Raw genomic sequence first — 24,087 nt, 5'->3', positions numbered from 1 at the left:
CAAAAACCTATGAATACGCACCCAATGCACGAATTTTAGTGACAACGATCACACTAACACGCAAAATTCGCCATTTTGATGTATTTACCGTCAGTTTAGTCGATAAATCTCACATTTATTGACTCAGAACTGTATCATTCGCCTACAATGACGATAGAATCCACTCGAATTTGAAGCAAAAGATGTTTTGGAATAATCAAGAATGGTTACGTACTCAAGCCTCGTTGTAATCGCCCTATACATTACAACAACCATATTTATCAGCTACTTAGTAAATAGGAAGCTGAAAACGGGTGGAGACTTTTCGACAGGTGGACGTCAATTCGGTTGGTTTACAGCGGGAGTATCCATTCTCGCGACTTATATAAGTGCAATGACCTTCATCGGAATGCCCGGTTGGGTCTATGGGACAGGGATGGAAGCGATGGCGATCCACCTCAACTACCCTTTGGTGATCTTTTTCACCGTGGTGTTTTTCGTTCCTATCTTCTACAAGCTCAAGCTGACTTCTATCTATGAGTATCTAGAGATGCGTTTTGGTATCTATGCCAGAACCATCAACTCGATCGTTTTTCTTGTGGTGCAATGTATTTCCGCAGGTGTCATCTTGTATGCGGTGTCGCTCATTCTGGTTCAGGTGTTACCCATCACCATTACCCAAGCGATCTTATGTATCAGCCTATTTACCGCTATTTACACCTATGCCGGCGGTATTTCGACGGTCATTTGGACAGATATGCTTCAGTCGCTGATCCTAGTCATTGGTACTATCGCTATCTTCTTTATTTTAATTTTCGACATAGATAGCGGCGTGAAATCGACACCTGAGATGCTCAACGTCATCAACCTGAGTATGGATCCAAGTGTCGATACGACACTTTGGGCGGGACTAGTCGCGGTTGCCTTTCTACACCTCAGCGTCTACGGCACTAATCAACTGATAATCCAGCGCACTTTGGCAACCAAGTGCGTCAATACAGCTCAAAAGTCGATGCTGCTTTGCGGTTACGGTGCGTTTTTCATCTATCTGCTGTTCGCAGTCTTAGGTGTCCTGCTCAACCTGTTTTACGATGGTCAAGTCTTTGATAACCAAAATGAAGTTATCTTGATTTTGTGTTTAACCACACCAATCCGATTATTATTGGTTTGATCATTTCAGCATTAGCAGCCGCGGCGATGTCGACACTGGATTCAACCTACAACTCAATGGCAACCGTTGCGACATTTGATATTTATAAGCGCTTCATTAAAACCGATGCTGAAGATGCGCATTATGAAAGTACCGCGAGAAAAATGAGTTTGGTCGCAGCCGCTTCGGTAGTCGTACCGGCAATTTTGGCGGTATCTAACGAATCCGTATTAAAGACGATCGCTAGTCTGACCTCAATTTTTGTAGGTATTCGTCTTGGCTCTTTTGTGTTAGGAATAGCTTCTAAGAAAGCCAACGAAAAAGGCATTATTCTCGGAAGTATTGTTAGCATGGTCGCCGTATTTGCTGCCAAAGGAATGGACATTGCGTGGCCGTGGTTTGCACCAATAGGGACTTTGGTATTTTTGGTCGTAGGATTGGCCGCTAGCTATAAATGGGGCGAAGTAACGCCCGAGCAGCTAGACTTTATTCATAAACAGAAGCACTTGATCGCTAAGCCAAAAGCCAGCCACTATGGGCTATTTGTCTTCGCAGCGTTCACTGTGGTTATTTGTCTATATATCCCCGACTGGCTTGGTTCAGTACTGCTGTAATAAGGTATTAAGTTATGTTGTCCATCTTCGACATATATAAAGTTGGTGTCGGCCCTTCAAGTTCCCATACGAACGGCCCAATGATCGCTGGCTATCAGTTCACAAAGCTCATTGCTGACAACCTTGATAAGGTGACTCGCGTACAGATAGACCTCTATGGTTCGCTCTCTTTAACGGGTATTGGTCACCATACCGATAGAGCGACAATCTTAGGTCTACTTGGCAACAAGCCGGACACCATCAAGATTTCAAGTGCTAACCAAGCGATGAAAAAGGCAATTGATGAGGGCGAACTGCCTCTTGCAGGTACGCGTAACATCTCATTCAACTACAAAACCGATATGCTGTTTCATGAGGAAAACCTCCCTCTTCATGAAAATGGCATGACTATCTCTGCTTTTGATAACGAAGGTAATCGTGTGGGTTTCGAGACCTATTACTCAATCGGTGGCGGCTTCATTGCGACGGAACATGAGTTGCAGCACGGCAAAGACGAAGAAGAAGTCAGCGTTGAGTATCCATTCACCAGCGCAGATGAGATGTTAGCGCTTGCCGAGAAGAATGGCATGAGTCTTGGCGGTATGGTGCTTCGTAACGAACTCGCGTTTAAGGACATCGAAGATATAAACGCAAAAACGGAACAAATTTGGCGTGTAATGACACGCTGTATGGAACGTGGCTTTGAAACAGAAGGGATTTTAGATGGCGGTCTAAACGTGACACGCCGTGCACCTAATCTTCTTAAGAAGCTTGAAGCGAACGCGGCAATAGAAAACGATCCAATGGAAATCATGGATTGGATTAACCTGTTCGCTTTTGCTGTTAGCGAAGAGAACGCAGCGGGCGGTCAAGTGGTGACCTCCCCAACTAACGGCGCTGCCGGCGTCATTCCCGCGGTTCTGATGTACTATCACAGATTCATCAAAGAGCTAGACACCAAACAGCTTAAAGACTTCCTTGCTGTGTCCGGCGCTATTGGTATCTTGTACAAAACCAATGCCTCTATCTCTGGTGCTGAAGTAGGTTGTCAGGGTGAAGTTGGTGTATCTTCTTCAATGGCAGCAGCAGGCCTAACAGCGCTTCGCGGCGGCAGTAACGAACAAATGTGTATCGCGGCAGAAATCGCGATGGAGCACTCACTCGGTATGACTTGTGACCCTATCGGTGGGTTGGTGCAGGTTCCATGTATTGAACGAAACGCAATGGGTGCGATGAAAGCGATTAACGCTTCCCGCATGGCGCTTAAACGTACAAGTAAGTGCTTAATCTCTCTCGATAAAGTCATTGATACCATGTACCAAACTGGTAAAGATATGAATAAGAAATATCGAGAGACGTCTCAAGGCGGTTTAGCACTGATTCACCTTGCTCCACCTTGTGAATAGACAAATTGAAGTAAAAAAAAAATCCACCGGCATAGCCGGTGGTTTTTCATATGCGCCTGTAAGGCTTTCATGCTAGCCGCGCCCTAACAGGCGCTCAGTGATCTGACATTTGCATATGACTATCGCTTGCGGCCCGTAAACGGGCTACCTGGATACGGGATCGACAACTGATCTCCCATTTTATCCTGCTCTAGTTGGTGCTTAATGTAGCCTTGGATCTTGCTGGTGTTCTTGCCCACCGTATCAACATAGTACCCTCGACACCAAAACTGCCGATTTCTATATTTGAACTTCAAGTCCCCAAACTGCTCATAAAGCATCAAGCTACTTTTTCCTTTCAGATACCCCACGAACGATGAGACACTCATCTTCGGTGGTATTTCCAAAAGCATATGAATATGATCTGGACAGCATTCCGCTTCGATTATATTCACATTTTTCCACTCACATAATTTCCGAAGTATCTCGCCTACTGCCCTTCGCTTCTCTCCGTAGAACACCTGCCTTCTGTACTTCGGTGCAAAAACTATATGATATTTACAATTCCATCGCGTGTGCGCTAAGCTCTTTTCGTCCCCCATTGGGACCCCTTTCAATTCTTGATTAACTCTTGTAGTTGCCAGACCACAAGTTGTTTGTATCAAATTGAAAGGGGTTAGATAACTGGCTTATAGCTGAAAGCTTTACGGAACCCCCAGCCAAGCTGGGGGTTTTCTTGTTACAACAAAACGGCGGCCGCGAGGCTGCCGTTTTTTATACCACCTTTTACAACACAAACACCTTGTTTGGTTTTGAAATATTTTCAGCCAGTAGCACAGCATTTGTAATCAATCCAAGATACGCTTTAGAGTCTTCCCAATTACAAGGAATCAATCGTGAGTAGCGCTTCAATAAAGAATGTGGTTTTTGACGTAGGCAACGTGATTGTCCGGTGGTCTCCAATTGAAATCGTCAATTTAACGTTTGGTACCCAAGGTGATGCTTCCCACCAGCGTGCGAAACAGATTTTTCAAAACGATATTTGGCTAGAGCTAAACAAAGGTCAGCTAACTGAGGCTGAAACGAAGACGCGATACCAAGCTGAGATCGATCTGACTCCCGAAGAGTGTGACAGGCTGTTCTACTATGTAAAAGAAACACAAATTCTGCTGCACGGCTCTATCGATCTAATCAAGAAGCTTAAAGCTGCTGGCTATCGAATTTTCGCCCTCACCGATAACGTTCATGAAATTGTCGCCCACCTGCAACAGCGCTACAAGTTTTGGGGACTGTTTGAACATGCCACCGTTTCGGCTGAGCTTGGGGTACTAAAGCCGAGTGATGACATCTACCAAGCGCTGCTAGAACAGAATAACCTTGTTGCGAATGAAACCGTATTTCTCGATGACATGCCTTACAATGTTGACGGGGCGTTGAAAAATGGCCTGCACGCGATTCAATTTTCAAGTGCTGAACAAGCTGAACATGCACTTCGTAAGCTCGGTCTTGAGTTCTAGTTGTGCTGCGCTAGTCGAGAACAGCTAAGGCAGAAAGCACGACTATGGTTTAGCTGAATAGGCCAAAATTAAAGAATCAAACGAAATAAAGCCAGCGATATCGCTGGCTTTATCATTTATTTACGCTTGCCGAGTTTCACGGTGCCGTTGGTTGAAAACCATAACGCTTCAGAGCGGCGTCGGCCTAACAAGATAGGGCCGTCATCGTAAAATAGGAAGTTCTTCCAATAGCGTTTGAAGGTCGACCATTTGGTCTCAATCACGTTGTACTTTTCGTAGCAGAAGTACACTGTCACGTCATCTTGCCAATCAATGAATTGCGCTACCGCTTCTGGCAGATCGTTTTCATCGGCTTCCCACGCCTGCATCCAATCCACTTCGTCCCACCAGTTATTGTCTTTCATTGGCCAGTCTTGGCTACTCAAGCGTTCTGCATCTGGCTTTGAGCGCTGATGTTTTCTTTCCAAAACTGTGCGGCACGTGCTTGCGTCATTGGTTTGATCTGAGGCCAATCCGCTTCTGGCACCGGCATTGATTGGTGCGTAAAAATCCATTTTCTTTGGTATTCATCCAAAGTTGTGTACGACATTCAGTTTCCTAATTCTTTAACCAGCCATTTGCGACGGCTTCTTCAATGAGCGATTTTGCTTTATCCCAAAGCACTTGTGAACCTTTTTCTATCTTTTGATTCACCTGAATCGCTTGTGTCTCCGTTACTTTATTCTCGATCCAACTTTGTCCTTGGTTGTGATAATTAAGTAACATCGGTATTAGTCTATCTAGCGCTTTAGCGAACTTAGCTTCCGAAGACTCAGCTTGTTCAAACTCACGCCAAATAGTGAACAGCTCTTCACCTTGATCTTCAGGTAGCATGCCAAACAAACGTTCCGCCGCTTCAAGCTCTTTTTGCTCTTGCAACTGAGACGCCTGGACATCATAAACAAAGGTATCACCCGCATCGATTTCGACAATGTCGTGCAAAAGCAGCATCTTAATAACTTTTGTTATATCCACTGGCTCATTGGCATGCTCTTGAAACAGCAACGCCATCATAGCGACATGCCAACTGTGTTCGGCGCTGTTTTCAAAACGGCCTTCTGCACTGCGAATACGAGTACGGCGCAAGACAGATTTCAACCTGTCTAACTCCATCAATAAGTTCAGTTGCTGCTCTAATCTATTGCTCATGATTCCTTCCAGTTTGGATTATGAAGCGCCGTCAGTATGTGATCTTCCCACTTACCGTTAATCAGCAAGTAGTCTTTAGCAAACCCTTCTCGCTCAAACCCCATATGCTTCAACACGGCTTCACTGCGCTTATTATGAGGCATATAGCTGGCGGCTATGCGATGCATATTTTGAAACTCAAACATATAAGGGATGGCCATAGACAAGGCGCGGCGCATGTACCTTGCCCTTGTGCATCTTGAGCCAGAGAGTAGCCTAAATTGCATGAATGGAAGGGAAAACGAACTAAATTACTAAACGAAACCGTCCCCTTCATTTCTTTGGTGTCTGCATCAAAGACCAGACAATAGTAAGCCAAACCTAGTCGGTGCAACTCTTCCAGTTTGAGCAGCTTATTCGCCCAAGTATCCACTTGGAAGAAACCAGGTTCACGCTTTGGCTCCCATGGCTCTAAGAACTCACGATTATCACGAAAATACTGAGCCACGGTGTAAGCATCTGAAGGCGCTGAACTTCGAACCAGCACATTACCTTCACAGCGATGCAACTGCACCGCTGAGCTTCTGTCTTCCATTAATTCTTCCTGATGTTGTAATCACGCAGCTTGTTGGCAATTGAGGTGTGAGAAACATTCAATCGCTTGGCAAGTTTACGGCTGGATGGGAACGACTGATAGAGCTTTTCGAGTACCTTTGACTCGTAATCTTTCATGATGTCATCCAAAGAGCCGTCAATGTTTAGATTCACGCTTCCTGTGCTCACCGCTTCCAGTTTCGGTAAGTTGAAGTCTTCTAACTTCAGTCTCGCGCCGCTCGCTTGGGTAAGTGCGCGCAGCACCATATTGTCAAGCTGTCTCATGTTACCAGGCCATGGATAATTGCTGAGCGCATCCAACAGTTCATCGTCAGCTTCTGGCTTGGTGATGCCCAGTTTGGCGCTGTGCTTAGCCACAAACAGTTCAAGCAGCGGGGCGATGTCGCTCGCGCGCTCTCTGAGCGGCGGTATCGTCAACGTCAGTACATTGAGTCGATAATACAGATCTTCCCTAAATGCGCCCTGCTCTGCCAAATCCGCTAAATTGTGACGAGTGGAAGCGATGATTCGGACATCGACGTGCACTTCGTGCTCTTCACCGACACGGCGGAAAGTACCATCTTGCAAGAAGCGCAGTAGCTTGATTTGTAAGTGCGGACTCATCTCGCCAATTTCATCAAGTAAAACAGTGCCGCCATTGGCCTGCTCAAAAATGCCTTTGTGGCCGTGTTGATGATTAAACGAGCCAGGTGCATGACCAAATAGCTCCGTTTCCGCCACATCATCCGGCATAGAGGCACAGCTGAGTACCAAAAATGGCTGAGAAGCGCGATGAGAGCGGTTGTGACACGCCTTTGCTAACATCTCTTTACCTGTACCCGTCTCGCCTTCAATGAGAAGTGGCTGATCGAGCATGGCAAGCTTTTTCGCTTGGCTCATTAGCGCTTTGTGACGGTTTGAGAGACCGACAAAGTGTTCAAAACCTAACGTGTTACTGTCTGCCAGCGACTCTGTTGTCATGGCGTGAGTAGTAGGATGAATACTCATTACTGCACTTGCGAGCACCGTTTCATTCGACTCACCCGTAATGTAAACCGGTAAGATCTCCATGGTGTAATCTAGGCCATCGATGACAATCGCTTGTTTTTGTCTGGTGATATCGCCTTCGATCCATTTGCCAAAGTTAAAGCTTGGCAATAAATGGGAGATAAGCTGACCCATGGCCTCGTCTTCACTCTTTGCGAGTAGTTTGAGCGCCGCATGGTTCGCCATATCGATGGCGCCTTTAAGATCAATGGAAAGTACTGGGTATGGTAAATTAGTCAGCAAAGACACCAACTCTGTGTTGTGTCGCTCACTAGGCATAAACTGGATTTTTCGTACGTCTTTCACGCCTGAAATGCGGCGAATTTCCGCCATCAGGTCACGAAAAGTTTCAAAGTCTATATCTGGGCAATTGAGGTAAATGATGCCCGTAATATCGATTTCGATACCACGTAAGTCGATACTATTGGATGCCAAGATATCTAGCAGCTCTCGAGTTAACCCAAGTCTGTCTTCGCAAAGGACTTCTAAACGCACTTTATGTTCCTGTAGAAAGTGTCACGAATTGTTGACACTAAGTGTGTATGACTCAGCGAGAGTCGTCAACAAAAACAGAAAGTTGCATGAGCGATTTGCGTTGTTTTTAAGCGTAAAAAGTTAACCAGCCAAAATAGCTTGCTCTAAATCACTGTATACCTTAACGATTTGATCGACTTTGGTCACTTTGAAAAGCTGCAATACCGGCGCACTCTCTGTGACGACAGAAATGTCCGATTGTTGGTGATGCTTCTTGAATGCCATCAATACCCCAAGGGCACTACTGTCCATAAAACTCACATGGGTCAAGTCGAGCAAAATTGGCTTATCGCCTGTCTCTGGCATATCATCAATAAAATCACGAAACTGGGTGACCAGTTTGGCGTCAAACCTAGCGGACTCGACCTCAATTACGGTCAACGAGTCATTGCTGTACGTTGCGAAAGTCATAAACACCTCTAGCCAAGATGTGTGCGGTACGTTGAGTCTAATTTCTATTTATCTGCATTTATGAATATAGTCGCATTTCGTTATTCGTACAGCATTCGAGAGCAAACAGTGCTTGTCCCCAATATTGATGTGGCTAAGACGCGTTTTTTGGCGCAGAATACACAAAAAACATAAAGACCATACGATTTTGAACTATCGCGCTGAATTAATTTTAGTTTTCACTACATTGCTTGCTGGTGCCGGATGGGTCTTCTCTAAAGAAGCCATTGCCGGATTGCCACCTTTTGGCTTTATTGGGTTGCGCTTTCTTTTTGCGTCGCTATTACTTCTGCCATTTTGTCTCAAAGCGCTTAAAGCGGCTCCGCTCGCCGATTGCTTGCGAGCCCTCAGCGTGGGTGGATTTTTAGGCTGCGCTATTTTTAGCTGGATCTATGCAATTTCTATTAGTGACACGCTGGGTGAAGGCGCGTTTATCATGAGCCTTTCTATGCTCATCGTGCCAATCGTGGCTTGGGTGTTATTCAAAACTAAGCCTATCCGCGCGTTCTGGCTGTCACTCCCTATCGCCATAATTGGTTTGTTCTTATTGTCATGGAAAGGCAGCTGGACATTCGATGCCAGCCAACTGTGGTTCTTGATTGCTGCTATTGGTCTTGCGGTGCATTTTAACTTCAACAGTAAGTACTCAGTTCGGCTCTCACCGATCCTACTTGCTACGTTGCAACTCTTTTCTACTGGTGTGCTCGGTCTTATCCTGTCGTACTTTACCGAGACTTGGCCAAGCGAAATTTCGACAACGACTTGGAATTGGTTTGCGCTTAGTGTCGTTCTAGCGACAAGCTTGCGCTATTTAATGCAGACGACAGGCCAGAAGCTAGCCAACCCGACCAACGCAGCACTACTGATGCTATTGGAGCCCATTTGGACGCTGATTTTGAGCGTGATGATATATCACGAGCCTATGCCGTTTAACAAAATACTTGGTTGTTCACTACTGCTTGGCTCACTCATTTTTTATCGCCTCAGTTCTATGGTTCGCTTGCGAAAACGCTAAAAAAAAGCGCGCCTTGGCGCGCTCTCTATTTACTCTCCAGCACATTTCAGCATGGTAAGTCTTCGCGCAGATAGGCATCTTGCCATGTACGCTGCGAGCTTCTCAGTTTGCAGCTCCGAGAACTCGAGTCCTAGTTTAGTCCTTCGCCACAACACATCCTCGCAGCTAGTCGCCCACTCGTTTTGCATCAGATAATCGACTTCCGCTTGATAGAGCCCATGACCAAAATGGTCACCAAGCGCTTCATTATCCGAAGCCCCATCAACAATTTTCTCCAAGCTTGTACCGTAAGCGCGTACCCAACGATTGATAAGGTCAGCATCAAGCCACGGATAGCGCTTCGCGGTTTTTTTCGCTAAAGCTTCTCTGGTGGAGAAGTTTCCCCCGGCAATATCGCCTCTTTTGTCCAAGACGATCCCATATGCGGGAAGAATGGCGCCAACTTATCGACCGCCGCTTGTCCAAGCTTACGATACGTCGTGAGCTTACCGCCAAAAATGGATAGCAACGGAGCATCATCAAGCTCATCGTCAAGCTCAATGGTGTAATCACGCGTTACCGCTTGCGGGTCATCTGATTCATCCTCACACAGCGGTCTTACACCCGACCAATCCGACACTATGTCTTGTTGACTGATTTTTGTTTTAAAGTGCTGGTTCACTATCTCACACAAATAGTCCTTTTCATTGTCATCAATCGCTACCTTGCTCGGGTCGCCTTGATAATCCACATCCGTGGTACCGACCACAGAGTACTTATCCATATAAGGGATAACGAAAACAATGCGCTTGTCTTCATTTTGCAAAATGTAGGCGTGGTCGCCTTGGTACATGCGAGGAACAACAATGTGGCTCCCTTTGACCAATCGGATGCTTCTTGGAGATGGTAAAGCCAGTTGATCATCAAAAAAGCGGTCAACCCAAGGGCCTGCTGCGTTAACTAAGGCTTTAGCTCGTAGCGACTGCGTTTCTCCTGTTAACGCATTGCTTGTTTCAACAAGCCAGCCATCTGCCAATCTGCGTGCTCCGGTGCATTTAGTTTGCGTAAATATCGACGCACCTTTTTCCCTTGCCAGCATAGCGTTAGCGACAACCAAACGTGCATCATCAACCGCACAGTCAGAGTACTCAAAACCGATTTTCATCTCTGGTAGGAGTGGACTTTCATCGCCAGCAAATTTAACGCCTTTGCTGCCAAGCAATGACACGCGCTTTCCTAGGTGGTCGTAAAGGAAAAGCCCTGCACGTATCATCCATGCTGGACGCAAATGAGGGCGATGAGGTAACTGGAAGCGCAATGGGGCAACTAAGTGGGGAGCGTTTTTCAACAGCACTTCTCGCTCTGCTAATGCTTCTGACACCAAACGAAACTCGTAATGCTCGAGGTATCTAAGGCCGCCATGAATGAGTTTGCTGCTCGCCGACGACGTCGCCGAAGCAAGATCATTCATCTCAACCAACGCCACATTCAAACCTCTTCCTGCGGCATCGGACGCCACAGCCACACCATTAATACCGCCGCCGATAACTATCACATCGTAATTGTTGTTCGTGTCACCCATTCCCACTTGCCTCCGTTTATCTTGTCATTTTTATGAGCACATACGAACAATATAATGCGCGAAAACGAACATTGCGAGCAATTTGATAGCAAAATGTTAAATTCATTCATTCCTGTCACTTTGCTCACACATTCTACGTCCTGCTTTGAATATTATTATCAACGCCACTATTATCATCCAATATTGCTCTATGCATCGCTTCGGCCTATGGTCGAAAACGAACAGAGGCTCTCATTATCACTCATCGATAGACGGACACTCTATGAATAACAAAAACGTCATCATCGCTCTCGACCAAGGCACCACCAGCTCACGAACGATCGTCTTTGATCATGACGCCAATATCGTCACGACTGCTCAACGTGAATTTACCCAAATCTACCCACAACCAGGCTGGGTCGAGCATGACCCCATGGAAATTTGGGCAACGCAACGATCATCTCTCACCGAAGCCCTCGCTCAAGCCGATATCGGTAGTGATCAAGTCGCCGCAATTGGCATTACCAATCAAAGAGAAACGACTGTCGTCTGGGATAAAAACTCCGGACAACCCATCTACAACGCTATCGTTTGGCAATGTCGCCGCACTGCTGATTACTGTGACAAACTCAAAGCCAATGGCCACGAGCCAATGATTCAAGACAAAACGGGCTTAGTGGTGGATGCGTATTTCTCTGCATCAAAAGTGGCGTGGATACTGGACAACGTAGAAGGTGCGCGCGAAAAGGCCGAAAACGATGAACTGCTCTTCGGTACGGTCGATACCTGGCTCGTTTGGAAACTTACCCACGGTAAATCGCATGTAACCGACGTGAGTAACGCTTCAAGAACCATGCTGTTCAACATCCACACCCTAGAGTGGGATGAAGAGCTACTTGAGCTCTTTAATATTCCGCGAACCATGTTGCCAAGTGTGAGATCATCAAGCGAAATTTACGGCCACACACAAATAGGGGGCGGTAACCATGCTATTGCCATCAGTGGTATCGCTGGGGATCAACAAGCCGCGCTGTTTGGCCAGCAATGTGTGAAAAAAGGCATGGTAAAGAACACCTATGGCACGGGGTGCTTTTTGCTAATGAACACAGGCAGTAAGCCAGTTACGTCTCAACACGGTCTACTCACTACAGTGGGATATAAAATCGGCGATGAGGTCACGTATGCCCTTGAAGGCAGCGTCTTTATGGGTGGGGCTACGATTCAGTGGCTACGAGACGAGTTAGGATTGATTCGTGATGCCAAGGACACCGCGTATTTCGCCCAGCAAGTGGACAGCTCAAACGGTGTGTATTTAGTACCCGCATTTGTCGGGCTGGGTGCACCTTACTGGGATCCTCATGCTCGAGGCAGTTTAGTTGGATTAACACGAGGTACCAATCGCAATCACATCATTCGCGCTGCACTGGAAGCCATCGCTTACCAAAGTAAGGATGTGTTACTTGCGATGGAAGAAGACTCTGGCATCAAACTCAATCAAATTCGAGTCGATGGCGGCGCTGTCGCCAACGATTTTTTGATGCAGTTCCAATCCGACATCATGGGTAGCAAAGTGGTTCGTCCAATGGTTCGTGAATCCACTGCGCTTGGTGCTGCCATGCTGGCCGGACTCGCCGTTGGGTATTGGAACAGCCAGGAAGAGCTCGCTGATAAAAAGGAGATCGAGCGGATCTTCAGTCCTGAATTGGAACGCGAAAAACGTGAGACTCTGTACGACGGATGGTTAACCGCCATTGGGCGCACGAAAACGAATTAGGCTTAGCTCGAGTTTAAAAACGCACCGCTTGGTGCGTTTTTTGCTTTTGAGTATCCAAATAATCGGCACTAAACGTTGGCCTTTTCACACGAAAACCGCTAAGTTCAGCGGGCGTTGTCAGAGTAACAGCGCGTCGATTCTATTGTTAAATGTACTGTTATTCTTCACGGATGCTTGAATATGACCCACACTTCCCCTGCTTTTATTGATGGTGGTTTAAAATTTACCCCTCATTACTTTACAGTTCCTCTAGACTACCAAGACCCAACAAAAGGTTCGTTGCAGATCTTCGCGAGAGAAGTCACTCTCGCCAAGGACGGAGGTGAAAAGCCCTGGTTAGTCTTTTTTCAAGGCGGCCCTGGTTTTCCATCTCCACGCCCCAATGGTAACAGCGGCTGGCTAAAACGTGCTTTGCAGGACTACCGCGTACTGCTGCTTGACCAGCGCGGCACAGGCAACAGCAGTGTTGTCAATCACCAGACCTTGGCACATTTTTCTCCAAGTGAGCAAGCTGACTACTTAAGCCATTTCCGTGCAGATAACATTGTTCGTGATGCTGAATTTATTCGTCAGGCTTTTGGGGTCACCCAATGGGCTATCTTAGGACAGAGCTTTGGTGGTTTTTGCTCTCTGACTTACCTGTCACTGTTTCCGGATAGTCTGAGCCGTGCTACATAACGGGTGGCGTGCCATCAATAGAACGACATCCTGACGATGTCTACAACGCTACGTTCAAGCGTACCAAACAGAAAAACCAAGAGTTTTTCAATCAGTTCCCACATGCCCAGTCGCTATGCAAAAAAATAGCTAACCATCTAGCGACAAACGAAGTGACTTTACCGAATGGGCAAGCTTTCACCGTGGAACAATTTCAGCAAATCGGGATTAACTTTGGTGTCAGCGATACCTTCCTTCCTACCTATTACTCGCTTGAAAATGCGTTCATTGAAGTGGATGGAAAGCCAACATTACGCTATGAATTCCTGAATGAAATGCTGGCGCAACAAGCATTTCAAACCAACCCTATTTATGCGCTTTTGCACGAGTCTATTTATTGCCAAGGCTTTGCATCGAGTTGGTCAGCTGATCGCGTTAGGCAACAGCACGATGAGTTTAATTACCAACCGGGTGACGACTGTTTCTACTTTACTGGCGAAATGGTGTTCCCGTGGATGTTTGAGCAATACCAATGCTTAAAGCCCCTTAAAGAAGCCGCCAACCTACTGGCAGAAAAGGCCGATTGGGGGGCACTGTACGATGCTGAAGTGTTGGCAACCAACCGCGTTCCTGTGAGTTGCGCTGTGTACGCTGACGATATGTTTGTTGAGATGGACATCAGCCGGGAAACACTCGCTAACATCCCCAATTCGAAAGCTTGGATCACCAACGAGTATGAACACAATGGGTTACGTGCCGATGGAGAGCGCATTCTAGACAAGTTGATCGAAATGGGTGATCACATCCATTACTGTCAGCACTAGGCTAGTTCAACATCGACTGGCTCTGCTCTTTAAGCCAGTCTTTGAACAATCTCGTATACGGGTCGTCGAATTGGGTAATGATAAAGTACCCTGCATGAGCCGCTATCGGTGCAAAAGGGGCGACCAGTCGTCCCTGTTCAATCTCATTCCCTAGTAACGCCCTTCTGGCTAACGCAACGCCCACACCCGCCTCCGCCGCTGACATGGCCATATCAGTTCGATTGAAAAAGTGTCCTTTAGTAGTCTCGATGTCCAGTCTTTGCTCAGAAGCCCAGTATTGCCATTCATAGTCCTTTGGCACTCCCAGCCATGGCATTATATCGTGGAGTAACGTCACCTGCTGCCATGCCTCGCTCCCTTGCTGTAACCCAGGGTGTTTAGCTAGATAGTCGCGACTCAACACCGGGATTAACCACTCCTCCATCAGCAGTTCGGCTTCTGAGCGTTTATAAGGGATAGGTCCATAATCGATGGCAATATCAAAGTCCCGACTGTCGCTGTCCACTAGCGCCCCTTCAGCCAAGGTATGAATCTGGACATCTGGATGCCGGCGATGAAAGTCCTCGAGTCTGGGCACTAACCACTTAAAAGCAAACGAAGGGGTTAATTTGAGCCTGATCTGTTTACGTTCAGAAACACGAGTTAGTTGGAATACATTTTCCTCAATAGCGGCTAAGTGATGACTTGTGGCTTCCACCAACCGATTGCCCTGTTCTGTCAATCGTATTCCACGAGCATGGCGTTCAAAAACGCTAAAACCTAACTTATCCTCTACTTGTTGTAATTGCTGACTCACTGCACCGACCGTTAGATTAAGCTGCTTTGCTGCACTGGTAATACTGGTATGCCGAGCAACAACACAAATCAAGTTCACCCCATTTAACAATGCTGACTTCATTTCGAGCCTTTAGTATTTCTAAAACCTACTATTAATTCTTATCGATTGTTAATCAGATGTAAATTATTCATTCTGAGTAAAACTCAAAAGTGCGAGAAGCGATAGTGAAAGTCATTGTATTAGGAAGCGGAGTCATCGGACTCACAAGTGCATGGTATTTGTCTCAGGCCGGCTTTGATGTGACGGTTGTTGACAGACAATCCAGAGCTGGCGAGGAGACCAGCTTCGCCAATGCTGGACAAATTTCCTATGGCTACTCTTCTCCCTGGCTGCACCGGGTATTCCTACCAAGGCCATTAAATGGCTATTTGAGCAACACGCACCACTTAAGATAAAACCGAGTTTGAGCCCAGAGCTGATTCGCTGGGCAAGCCAAATGCTGGTCAACTGTCAGCTCGACAGGTACAAACTGAATAAATCCCGAATGCTGACCATTGCCAATCGAAGTCGTCAATGTCTGGCAAAACTTAATCAAGACCACACTCTCCAATACCAAGGACGAACACAAGGAACATTGCAAATTTTCCGCTCTCAACAGCAACTTGATGCGATTGAAAAAGACATGGCGTTATTAGCGGAAAGCGGAACTCGATTCCAGCTATTTGATACCCCGCAGTGCTTACAACAAGAGCCGGGGCTCGCAAATATGAAAGGGGATCTGGTGGGTGGACTTTACCTACCCGACGATGAAACGGGAGACTGCTACCTTTTCTGTCAGCAACTGCAAAAAATGGCGGAGCAATCGGGCGTAAAATTCCTGTTCGATACTCAAATCAACGCCCTAATGACTGAGAAGCGCCGTGTCGTCGGTGTCACCACCTCGAACGGTACCCTCACTGGAGATCACTTTGTGGTGGCACTTGGTAGTTACTCAAAGGCTCTACTGCAGCCACATGGCATTGATCTGCCAATTTATCCGGTCAAAGGCTATTCACTTACTTTACCTATCATTGACCCAGGCCACGCGCCGTCGTCGACTATCATGGATGAGACCTTTAAAGTGGCCGTCACCCGTTTTGATGACCGAATTCGTGTAGCGGGCACTGCGGAATTAGCCGGATTTGATCCCGCTCTTCCCGACAAGCGTTTAGCGACTCTAAACCACGTAGTCAGCGATTTGTTTCCTCAAGGCGTGAATTTGGCGAGCGCAGATTACTGGACAGGCTTCCGCCCCATGACTCCAGACGGAACGCCAATCATCGGCAAAACTCCATTGGACAACCTGTATACGAATACCGGACATGGCACATTAGGTTGGACCATGGCCTGTGGTTCCGCAGATATTCTCACCGAACTGATTGCTTCAAACGGAAAACAAGAATTGCCCGAACTGAGCATTGAGCGATATTAGCGGGTTAGATAACTTGCTGACAGCTCTTGGTATACCTCAAATAGTGACGTTCTAGTCTGCACATTCAGTGCTTTCACATCCTCACATGGTGCAACCAAGTCTGGCACTTGGTAAGTATGCATGGCTGCCGCCACGGCGGCTTTAACACCGTTATTGGAATCTTCAAACGCCAAACAGTGTTCTGAAGCAACACCAAGTCGCTTAGCCGCTAAGTGGTAGATCTCTGGATCTGGTTTGCCACGCGTGACCTCACACCCTGTCGCTAAACAGCGAAAATAGCTGTCTAAGCCTGCAAGCTTAAGTTTCTTTTCGGCGACATCGCGATGAGTAGAGGTCGCAACCGCAATTGGAATGTTTTTGGAGGTTAACCAATCAAGCAGCTCAATAACGCCGTGCTTTTTGGGAATCGCTTGATGAAATACGACACTCGTGTAGCGCTGGCGCCACTCGTCGTTAATCACTTTGTAGTCAATGATTCCTGCGTATGCTTCGCCCAATTTGGCGTGAATGGTTTTAGAATTACAGCCGATAATCGACAAGTACTTCTCTTCAAGAAATGGCACCCCTAACGCTTCGCAAGCTTTCTCGAAGATACCTTTGCAGACGTTTTCTGTATCCAACAGCAATCCGTCCATATCGAAAATCGCAGCTTTAAAATTCATTTCTCTCTCTTTAGTCAATGCATCCAAACCAGCTCAACAGCCTTTTCTGTGCGCATTGTGCCGCATCCTAATGGGTATTACCAAATAAATAGCCGAGTAATTTCGTGTATAGGTATTGCGAAGTATCCTCGCTGTGGACATGGACTGGGTGTATAATCGACAGCGGAAAATCACATTGAATCAAAGGACTAGTTATGGCGGTATGGAAAACCATCTTGGTAGGTTTGGCAGGAGCCTTGCTCGCAAGCCCTATCCCGCTGCCACTGTCCGAGCTGTTCGCTGCCGCGTTTGCAACCATTCTTTACCTGCGGTGCAGTCGTCAAAACATAAAGCTTCCCGACTTCATTCTCACTCTCATCCAATTGATCCTTGGCATGAGTATTGGCATCACGGTTCCCATTGCTGAGCTAACAGATTCATTCTCACTGCCGCTGTTTTTTGGTTTGGTGCTATGCATGCTTTCGCAAACGACGGTAAACTTTTTCTGGCTCTACAAACGAGAAAAATGGACGCCTTTTGAGTCCTTGCTCGGCGCAATCCCGGGTGCCATGGCAGCGATATTGGTGATAAGTGAAGAGCAGGAAAAGCCGTCTCCTAAAATTGTGTTCTCGCATTCTATCCGCCTGTTGCTGCTCGTGGTATTGGCGGGAGTCATCGCTTCAACAGGCGAAGACAGTGCTTCCAAGCTTAGCCAATCTTTTAGCGTCTCCCTTATCGGGCATTTAGGGTTTCTCGCCGTCACCAGCTTGTTACTGGGTAAGCTATTGGGAAAATTGGGTGTACCTGCGCCCTATTTGCTGACCAGCCTCATCGCAGCGGCTCTCTATCATAGTGCACTGCCGACACTTGAATTAAGCGTACCAGAATCTCTGATTATGTTTGCTACCGCTATTTTAGGGGTACTAATTGGGGTTCGTTTGGCGCCAACCACGTGGCGAGAAGCGCTGAGCTACTCTAAAGCAGGACTTATCGTGACCTTGTTGGGTGTGAGTGTCACCCTATGTTTTGCTGCAGCTTTCCACAGCTTTACGGGCGTAGATTGGCAGGTGTTGCTGCTTGCTTGGGTTCCTGGAAGCGTAGAAGCGATGACGGCGGTGGCGCTGCTATTAGGACTTGAACCTGCCTTTGTCGCGATCAACCATGTAATGCGACTCATGATGTTATACATGATGCCCGCTGCATTAAAATCCCCTCTGAAACGTCTAAGTAGGATGTAGGTAGCAGCGGGACTATTATGACATGCTCTAGTCGTAATAAAGACCTAAGTCCGCATCCTTCTCAGCCGTTCGCGTGGATCGAGGCTGGGTACCTTGTCGTCCTTGTCGCTGCAAATAAGCATGTTCGTTGTTCGATGAAATGCCGGCTGCAACCATTCCAAATTCAACACTGCTTTGCCAATTGGCGCTTTGTAAGTGACCATGCACTAGTCCCGCTAACAACCCTTCTTGACCATCAGTTTTAAGGTTTAAACTAGAGTCTCTACGATTATGAAAATGTCCCTTTCTATCCTGACTGGAGAACACACCTTGCGACCCAAGATTTATGACCAGTTGCTTAACACCCATATCATGCAACTGGTGAGCAATTTGAGGCATTCGAGTGCGCTTGGAGGAATCCACTCCAGCGAGCAGTTCCGCCTCAGCCAGCTCTAGCTTCAACGTATGGATACACGATAAGTAAGGCTTAATTCTTTCCGCTTTCAACACCGAAACAGGGTCAACAAATATAGGCTTCGAAGCTTGAGTTTGAAATAGATACTCCAGTGCGAATCACTTAAATTTGCATCGATAGCAATAACCGTTGCCCGGTTTAGCAACGGTGCTCGCTTTGCGAGTTGCTGAGCATTGAGTTCGTCAAACAGCGACATGTCGTTGAGAGCGAGTTGCAGCGCACCATCTGGCCCGTGAATCGAAAGATAGGAACTGGTTGCTCGATTAGGTGTCACCAAACAGTGCTCAATCCCTACCCCCGCATCGCGGCAAGAATCCAGTAGCTGCTCACCCCATGAATCTTCACCTACGGCACTGATAAACTCGACTTTGCTGCCGAGGTGCGCAAGGCTTTCGGCAATGTTCCTACCAATACCCCCGGCACTGGCAGTAAGAGCCCCTGGATTTGAGCTGCCCATCACCAAGTCTGATGTAGAACGACCACATAAATCCATATTCGCGCCACCAATCACAACGGCAAAACGATCCGGGGCAATCAAATAGCCCTTGCCCTGTATGAACCCTTTTCTCGTTAAGTTTGTGATGTGCCCTGCTACCGCACTTCGACTGATGTTGAGCATATCAGCCAAAGTACTCTGAGCGATCATAGGATCAAGCTTGATTAGTTCTAGTATTTGTTGTTCGCGCTCAGTCATAGGCCAAGTGTCCGCTCAAATAAACATACGTTTGCATATTATTACTCCCGAAGCCACATAGAATCAATGCCTTAGTTCTGCTACAAAAACTTCTTACATCGTACCTTGTACCAATCGCTCAGATATTCACTAAATTGCATCCATAGCTGTGAAACCGATCACTTGTGGGAATCCACTGACACTCGCTACTATTAAAATAACCATATTAAAACTAATGATAATAATGTATGGACTATATAGATTGTATTGCCAGCACGAACAGAGCGTTGAGTTGCCGCAACGGTATTGATGAACTGTTTCACACCCTAAGAACCAAGTACCCGCATCTATCGAGATTGTGTCTCTCTGTGACGTCTGCTGATCACCTAGAAAACTTTCACGTCATTGACTTTCAGGATGACTCCGACAAGTTCGACGTTATCTCAATGCATTCAGAGCGCTGTGCTCCCTTAATTAAAATAATCGAGCATCAGGAAATTAGGGTCGTTGACGATCTTTATGAGCTCAGACCCAACAGCCGAAATAGCCGCCTAATCGAGCTTGGTCATCGAAGCAGCTTTACCATGGGTCTAAATATTGAAAACGGTTTTGGCGCAGTACTGTTTCTCAATTCAACGAAAGTGGATTACTTCAACAATGGCGCTTTGCACTCAGATCTTTTGTTTATTCGAGAAGTCATCATAAGTTTGCTTTGCCATGACCGTTACAAGCACCAAATGTTCGTCCAAGCTTTGAAGCTCGCGCTCAAGATAAGCCATAAGCGTGACCCAGAAACCGCCGATCACCTGCAGCGGATGAGCCAATACAGCAAGCTCCTCGCCGAACTTCTTGCTCACAAACTGCCCGTCGATCATCGATTTATTCAGTGGATAGAGCTCTACTCACCTTTTCACGATATCGGCAAATACCGTATCCCAGACCATATTCTATTTAGCCCCCACCGATACACGCCAGAAGAACGTGCCATAATGAACAAACATGTTGATTACGGGGTAGACATTATCGACGAGGTCATCGAAAACATCGACGTGGTCAGTGCGTCCAGTGCTGAAGTCTCTTTCTTGAAAAACATTATCTATTTTCATCATGAGCGCTTTGATGGGGTGGGTTATCCCACCAAGATTGGCGGGATAGATATTCCGTTAGAGGCGAGGATCATCACTATTGCCGATGTGTTTGATGCCCTGCTGAGCAAACGCAGCTATAAACAGGCATGGAGCTTGAAGACACCCAGCATTATCTTGCTGAACAAGCGGGCGCCGCGTTTGATCCATTGTTGGTAGAAACACTGCTTAACAACCTAGAGCGATTCAAAGCAATCTATCATACGTTTCCGCCACAGCCAGAGTCAGAAGCTCATCTGGCTAAGTAACTCAGGCTAACAAGCAAGCCGCTACTCAATAGGGCGACCATACACTCGATCAAAATAGCTCAAAGGCGCAACGCGTGCACTCGCTTTGCTTTGCCACTTTGTGCTATTCGCAACCAGCCACCTTTGCTGCGAACCCGCCAAAATTGCTTGACTGATCGCCGCCTCGCGAAGCTTATGCTCCAGAGCAAACTCCTCTTTTTGAGGCTCCAAAGTGGGCTGTTCGGTAACGCTTGATGCAAGATTCACCGCCGCGCAACACACAATCCCAATGTCAGCAGAAAACTGTCCGAAAAAGCTGGCCACATGATCGCCGACCACATCGCCATCATTAGTACGCATCCGCCCACCAGCAATCCAAGTTTCCACCTGTTCAAACTGCGCTAAGATATGCGCAGCCTGGTAGTTATTGGTGACCACGCGAAGATGCTTGTGGCCACTTAAATGCTCCGCAATCGCCGCTATCGTTGTACCTATGCCTAAGAACAGCGTGCAACCGTCTGGGATATTGGCAACCACTTGTTTGGCAATTTGCTGCTTTTCCGTCAAGTTGGTGGTACTTCGCGAGGTAAAACTGCGATTGCTTAGCGTTGTTGGCAAACCCACTCCACCATGATGACGGCGAGCAAGGCCGAGACTGCAAAGCTCGTTAATATCACGACGAATGGTTTGAGTCGTAACATCAAAGTGGCTCGAAAGCGCTCTATGGTGCAGTATTCTTGAGTATGTATCAGGTCGATAATACTTTTCTGTCGCAAACTGAGATTGTGCATGATGTTCGTTACCTACTTCACTATGTCACATTAGGTATCTTCACATTAGGCATCAACGAAAACTTGCGGCTTTGATGCTGATGACTGTCTTTGATAATCCTGAGGCACGTCGCTTATCATCATATCCACACCCCACTCCCAAAATGACTCAACCAAAGCTGGATGATTAGGTGTGTAACAATAGAGTTGGTAGCCCGCCGATTTTATCCATCTCGCTGTTTTCTCATCGAGAAAGTGAAAGTCGCAATGTACGCTGTAAGCATCTAATTTATCGAGAATAGTTAGCGCGTCATCCGGTATCTGTTGCCACAGTTGCCCACGACGTATGGACGGCATAATGCGCTGCATCACCGTCAGCGCCTGCGTACTGAAACTAGAGAACAGCACCTGCTCCGTGGCAACACCTAACTCGCTCATAACCAACTTAACCTGCTGACACAAAAGCTCAATATCGTCACCTTCATAATGCTTTAGCTCAACATTGACTGTGAGTCCGCTTTGCTGCGCCAACAAAAGAGTCTCAGCCAATGTTGGAATACGCTCGCCTTCATAAGCGTCACCAAACCATAAACCCGCATCTAAGGCTTTCAGTGCCTGAACATTCAAATCGGCGACGCGTCCACGGCCATTGGTACAGCGGTTCACGGTGCGATCATGAATAACGACGGGTACCTTATCCTGACTAAGCTGAACATCAATCTCGATCCATTCTAGTCCCAACAAAACCGCCTGTTCAAAAGCGGCTAACGTGTTTTCTGGTGCGAGGCTAGAGACGCCACGATGCGCTGTGATTTTCATTGATTCCTTTACCATTTTCGTTTGCATTCAAATGAAAGGATTACAACTCTCTGTGACACTAATATTGCCGTTTTATTGCGCTTTCATGGCCATAAAATGTTTCAAATAAGTTCATTTAACTGTCACCGAATCGTCATTTGCTCAGTTTAACTTTCACTTGAACATTTTAGAGCAGTAGATCGAGAGCAAGTGAACTTCTGCTATTGAACTGAAAACCAACATTTTCACATTTAAGGGAAACACTATGTCTATTAAACACCTCACAGGAATGGCGGTGGCAGTGGCGCTAATGAGCACAGGTGCTCAAGCAAAAACTGAGGTTGAGTGGTGGCACGCCATGGGCGGCGCTCTGGGTCAAAAAGTGAATGATATCGCTGCAGATTTTAATGCAAGCCAAGAAGAATACGAGATCAAACCGGTTTACAAAGGTAGCTACGCGGAAACCATGACAAGCGCTATCGCTGCTTTTCGAGCGAAAGAGCAGCCTGCCATTGTTCAGGTGTTTGAAGTGGGCACAGCGACCATGATGGGCGCGAAACAAGCTATCTACCCAGTTTACGAACTGATGGAAGATACCAAAGAACCGTTTAACCCAGACAACTATCTCTCCGCTGTGACCGGCTACTACACCACCAACGATGGCAAGATGTTGTCGATGCCATTCAATAGCTCAACCCCTGTGATGTACTACAACAAAGACATGTTCGCAAAAGCGGGGATCACCTCAGCGCCTAAAACTTGGAAAGAGATGGAGCAAGTGTCACGTAAACTGCTTGAATCCGGCGCGCAATGTGGTTTCACGACTACATGGCAATCTTGGACTCAAATCGAAAACTTTGGCGCTCGAAACAACATTCCTGTCGCGACGCAAAACAACGGTTTTGGCGGTTTTGATACAGAATTTAAGTTCAATGCCGCGCCTTATGTAAAACACATTGAAAAACTTGGTGAGTGGTCAAAAGAAGGCATCTACAAATACGGCGGTCGCCAATCTGATGGCATGCCACTTTTCTACACCCAAGAGTGTGCGATGACCATGGGCTCATCTGCAGGTCTAGCGGGTATTCAAGAAAACATGAAAGGCATCGAGGTGGGTGTTGCCGAGCTTCCATACGATGATGAGCTGATTGCGAAACCACAAAACACCATCATTGGGGGTGCGTCACTGTGGGTGCTTCGTGGTCACTCGTCTGAAGAGTACAAAGGCGTAGCGAAGTTCTTTAGTTACCTTTCAAGCGCAGAAGTTCAGGCTGACTGGCACCAGTTTACCGGCTACCTACCTATCACCCAACAAGCTTATGAACTGACGAAACAGCAAGGTTTCTACACGGCGAACCCAGGCACGGACACGGCTGTCGTGCAAATGACCTCAACGGAACCAACCGCCAACTCGAAAGGTATTCGCTTTGGTAACTTCCTACAAACCCGTGACATCATCAACGAAGAGTTAGAAGCGGTTTGGGCAGGCAAAGCCACTGCAAAATCGGCACTTAACAACGCGGTTCGCCGTGGTGACGAACAACTTCGTCGCTTTGAGCGCACACAGAAATAACCCGTTGTCTTTTTTACGCCGCCACTGCATTTAAGTGGCGGCATGTCGGTATTGTTTATGTCTTCACAAGTAATTTTTAAAAATAAGTGGTTG

Annotated in this window: 16 protein-coding genes and 7 pseudogenes; 10 read left to right on the top strand and 13 right to left on the bottom strand. The window is 46.9% G+C overall.

The window, feature by feature from the left end:
• Window positions 1-202: 202 nt before the first annotated feature.
• Window positions 203-1,743: pseudogene (locus tag TZ48_RS22770) on the top strand (sodium:solute symporter family transporter).
• A 14-nt stretch (window positions 1,744-1,757) separates the two neighbouring features.
• Window positions 1,758-3,128 carry an L-serine ammonia-lyase gene (locus TZ48_RS22765; RefSeq protein WP_112480953.1) on the top strand — a complete coding sequence of 457 codons (1,371 nt, stop codon included), beginning with the start codon at window positions 1,758-1,760 and terminating at the stop codon, window positions 3,126-3,128.
• A gap of 119 nt (window positions 3,129-3,247) precedes the next feature.
• On the opposite strand, the gene tnpA is transcribed toward TZ48_RS22765, so the two are convergent.
• Entirely contained in the window at window positions 3,248-3,709 is a 462-nt protein-coding gene (gene tnpA, locus TZ48_RS22760) for an IS200/IS605 family transposase (RefSeq protein WP_112480951.1), read from the bottom strand.
• Between the two features lie 294 nt (window positions 3,710-4,003).
• On the opposite strand from tnpA, the gene TZ48_RS22755 reads away from it, so the two are divergent.
• Window positions 4,004-4,624: an HAD family hydrolase gene (locus TZ48_RS22755; RefSeq protein WP_112480949.1), complete on the top strand. Its 621-nt coding sequence runs from the start codon at window positions 4,004-4,006 to the stop codon at window positions 4,622-4,624.
• Between the two features lie 116 nt (window positions 4,625-4,740).
• Here the strand turns inward: TZ48_RS22755 and TZ48_RS22750 are convergent.
• From TZ48_RS22750 to TZ48_RS22730, 5 genes and pseudogenes are all read right to left on the bottom strand, one after another.
• Window positions 4,741-5,156 (bottom strand): annotated as a pseudogene (locus TZ48_RS22750) (DUF2947 domain-containing protein).
• Window positions 5,157-5,221: 65 nt separating this feature from the next.
• Window positions 5,222-5,812: an HD domain-containing protein gene (locus TZ48_RS22745; protein ID WP_112480947.1), complete on the bottom strand. Its 591-nt coding sequence runs from the start codon at window positions 5,810-5,812 to the stop codon at window positions 5,222-5,224.
• Window positions 5,809-6,386, bottom strand: a pseudogene (rimJ, locus tag TZ48_RS22740) (ribosomal protein S5-alanine N-acetyltransferase). Before rimJ ends, TZ48_RS22745 begins: the two are co-directional and overlap by 4 nt.
• Entirely contained in the window at window positions 6,386-7,927 is a 1,542-nt protein-coding gene (tyrR, locus tag TZ48_RS22735; protein ID WP_112480945.1) for a transcriptional regulator TyrR, read from the bottom strand. The pseudogene rimJ and the gene tyrR overlap by 1 nt, the downstream one beginning before the upstream one ends.
• A 120-nt stretch (window positions 7,928-8,047) precedes the next feature.
• Window positions 8,048-8,377: an STAS domain-containing protein gene (locus TZ48_RS22730; RefSeq protein WP_112461056.1), complete on the bottom strand. Its 330-nt coding sequence runs from the start codon at window positions 8,375-8,377 to the stop codon at window positions 8,048-8,050.
• 187 nt (window positions 8,378-8,564) lie between these two features.
• Between TZ48_RS22730 and TZ48_RS22725 the strand changes: the two genes are divergently transcribed.
• A complete protein-coding gene (locus tag TZ48_RS22725) occupies window positions 8,565-9,431 on the top strand; it encodes a DMT family transporter (protein ID WP_239671043.1) in 867 nt (288 codons plus the stop codon).
• A 29-nt stretch (window positions 9,432-9,460) separates the two neighbouring features.
• Here the strand turns inward: TZ48_RS22725 and glpD are convergent.
• Window positions 9,461-10,992, bottom strand: a pseudogene (glpD, locus tag TZ48_RS22720) (glycerol-3-phosphate dehydrogenase).
• 262 nt (window positions 10,993-11,254) lie between these two features.
• Here glpD and glpK point away from each other — a divergent pair.
• Both glpK and TZ48_RS22710 read left to right on the top strand, forming a co-directional pair.
• Complete coding sequence (glpK, locus tag TZ48_RS22715; protein WP_112480941.1) at window positions 11,255-12,745, top strand: glycerol kinase GlpK; 1,491 nt, start codon at window positions 11,255-11,257, stop codon at window positions 12,743-12,745.
• Between the two features lie 180 nt (window positions 12,746-12,925).
• Window positions 12,926-14,226: pseudogene (locus tag TZ48_RS22710) on the top strand (alpha/beta fold hydrolase).
• Between the two features lies 1 nt (window position 14,227).
• Here TZ48_RS22710 and TZ48_RS22705 read toward each other — a convergent pair.
• Entirely contained in the window at window positions 14,228-15,124 is an 897-nt protein-coding gene (locus TZ48_RS22705) for a LysR substrate-binding domain-containing protein (protein ID WP_112480939.1), read from the bottom strand.
• 104 nt (window positions 15,125-15,228) lie between these two features.
• Here TZ48_RS22705 and TZ48_RS22700 point away from each other — a divergent pair.
• Window positions 15,229-16,475, top strand: a pseudogene (locus TZ48_RS22700) (D-amino acid dehydrogenase).
• On the opposite strand, the gene TZ48_RS22695 reads toward TZ48_RS22700, so the two are convergent.
• On the bottom strand, window positions 16,472-17,137 hold the full coding sequence (locus tag TZ48_RS22695) for an HAD family hydrolase (protein WP_112480937.1): 666 nt from the start codon (window positions 17,135-17,137) through the stop codon (window positions 16,472-16,474). The pseudogene TZ48_RS22700 and the gene TZ48_RS22695 sit on opposite strands and share 4 nt — an antisense overlap.
• A 194-nt stretch (window positions 17,138-17,331) precedes the next feature.
• Here TZ48_RS22695 and TZ48_RS22690 point away from each other — a divergent pair, with 194 nt between their 5' ends.
• Window positions 17,332-18,354 carry an AbrB family transcriptional regulator gene (locus TZ48_RS22690; RefSeq protein WP_112480935.1) on the top strand — a complete coding sequence of 341 codons (1,023 nt, stop codon included), beginning with the start codon at window positions 17,332-17,334 and terminating at the stop codon, window positions 18,352-18,354.
• 27 nt (window positions 18,355-18,381) lie between these two features.
• Here the strand turns inward: TZ48_RS22690 and TZ48_RS26030 are convergent, their stop codons facing one another.
• Window positions 18,382-18,843: a PfkB family carbohydrate kinase gene (locus TZ48_RS26030; protein ID WP_162674698.1), complete on the bottom strand. Its 462-nt coding sequence runs from the start codon at window positions 18,841-18,843 to the stop codon at window positions 18,382-18,384.
• Window positions 18,837-19,502: a PfkB family carbohydrate kinase gene (locus TZ48_RS26025; RefSeq protein ID WP_112480931.1), complete on the bottom strand. Its 666-nt coding sequence runs from the start codon at window positions 19,500-19,502 to the stop codon at window positions 18,837-18,839. Before TZ48_RS26025 ends, TZ48_RS26030 begins: the two co-directional genes overlap by 7 nt.
• A gap of 227 nt (window positions 19,503-19,729) precedes the next feature.
• Between TZ48_RS26025 and TZ48_RS22675 the strand changes: the two genes are divergently transcribed.
• Entirely contained in the window at window positions 19,730-20,785 is a 1,056-nt protein-coding gene (locus TZ48_RS22675; protein ID WP_112480929.1) for an HD-GYP domain-containing protein, read from the top strand.
• A gap of 110 nt (window positions 20,786-20,895) precedes the next feature.
• Here TZ48_RS22675 and TZ48_RS22670 read toward each other — a convergent pair.
• A pseudogene (locus TZ48_RS22670) lies at window positions 20,896-21,644 on the bottom strand (DeoR/GlpR family DNA-binding transcription regulator).
• Window positions 21,645-21,689: 45 nt separating this feature from the next.
• The gene (locus tag TZ48_RS22665) at window positions 21,690-22,442 is read right to left on the bottom strand and encodes a glycerophosphoryl diester phosphodiesterase (RefSeq protein ID WP_112480927.1); all 753 of its coding nucleotides are present in this window, start codon (window positions 22,440-22,442) and stop codon (window positions 21,690-21,692) included.
• Window positions 22,443-22,686: 244 nt separating this feature from the next.
• On the opposite strand from TZ48_RS22665, the gene ugpB reads away from it, so the two are divergent.
• Complete coding sequence (gene ugpB, locus TZ48_RS22660) at window positions 22,687-23,994, top strand: sn-glycerol-3-phosphate ABC transporter substrate-binding protein UgpB (protein WP_112480925.1); 1,308 nt, start codon at window positions 22,687-22,689, stop codon at window positions 23,992-23,994.
• Window positions 23,995-24,087: the final 93 nt, after the last annotated feature.

The sequence above is a fragment of the Vibrio variabilis genome, from assembly GCF_003263785.1.
In the GTDB taxonomy this organism is placed as follows: domain Bacteria; phylum Pseudomonadota; class Gammaproteobacteria; order Enterobacterales; family Vibrionaceae; genus Vibrio; species Vibrio variabilis.
The sequence above is the reverse complement of the archived record's forward strand: the minus strand, read 5'-3'. Positions and strand labels throughout refer to the sequence as shown.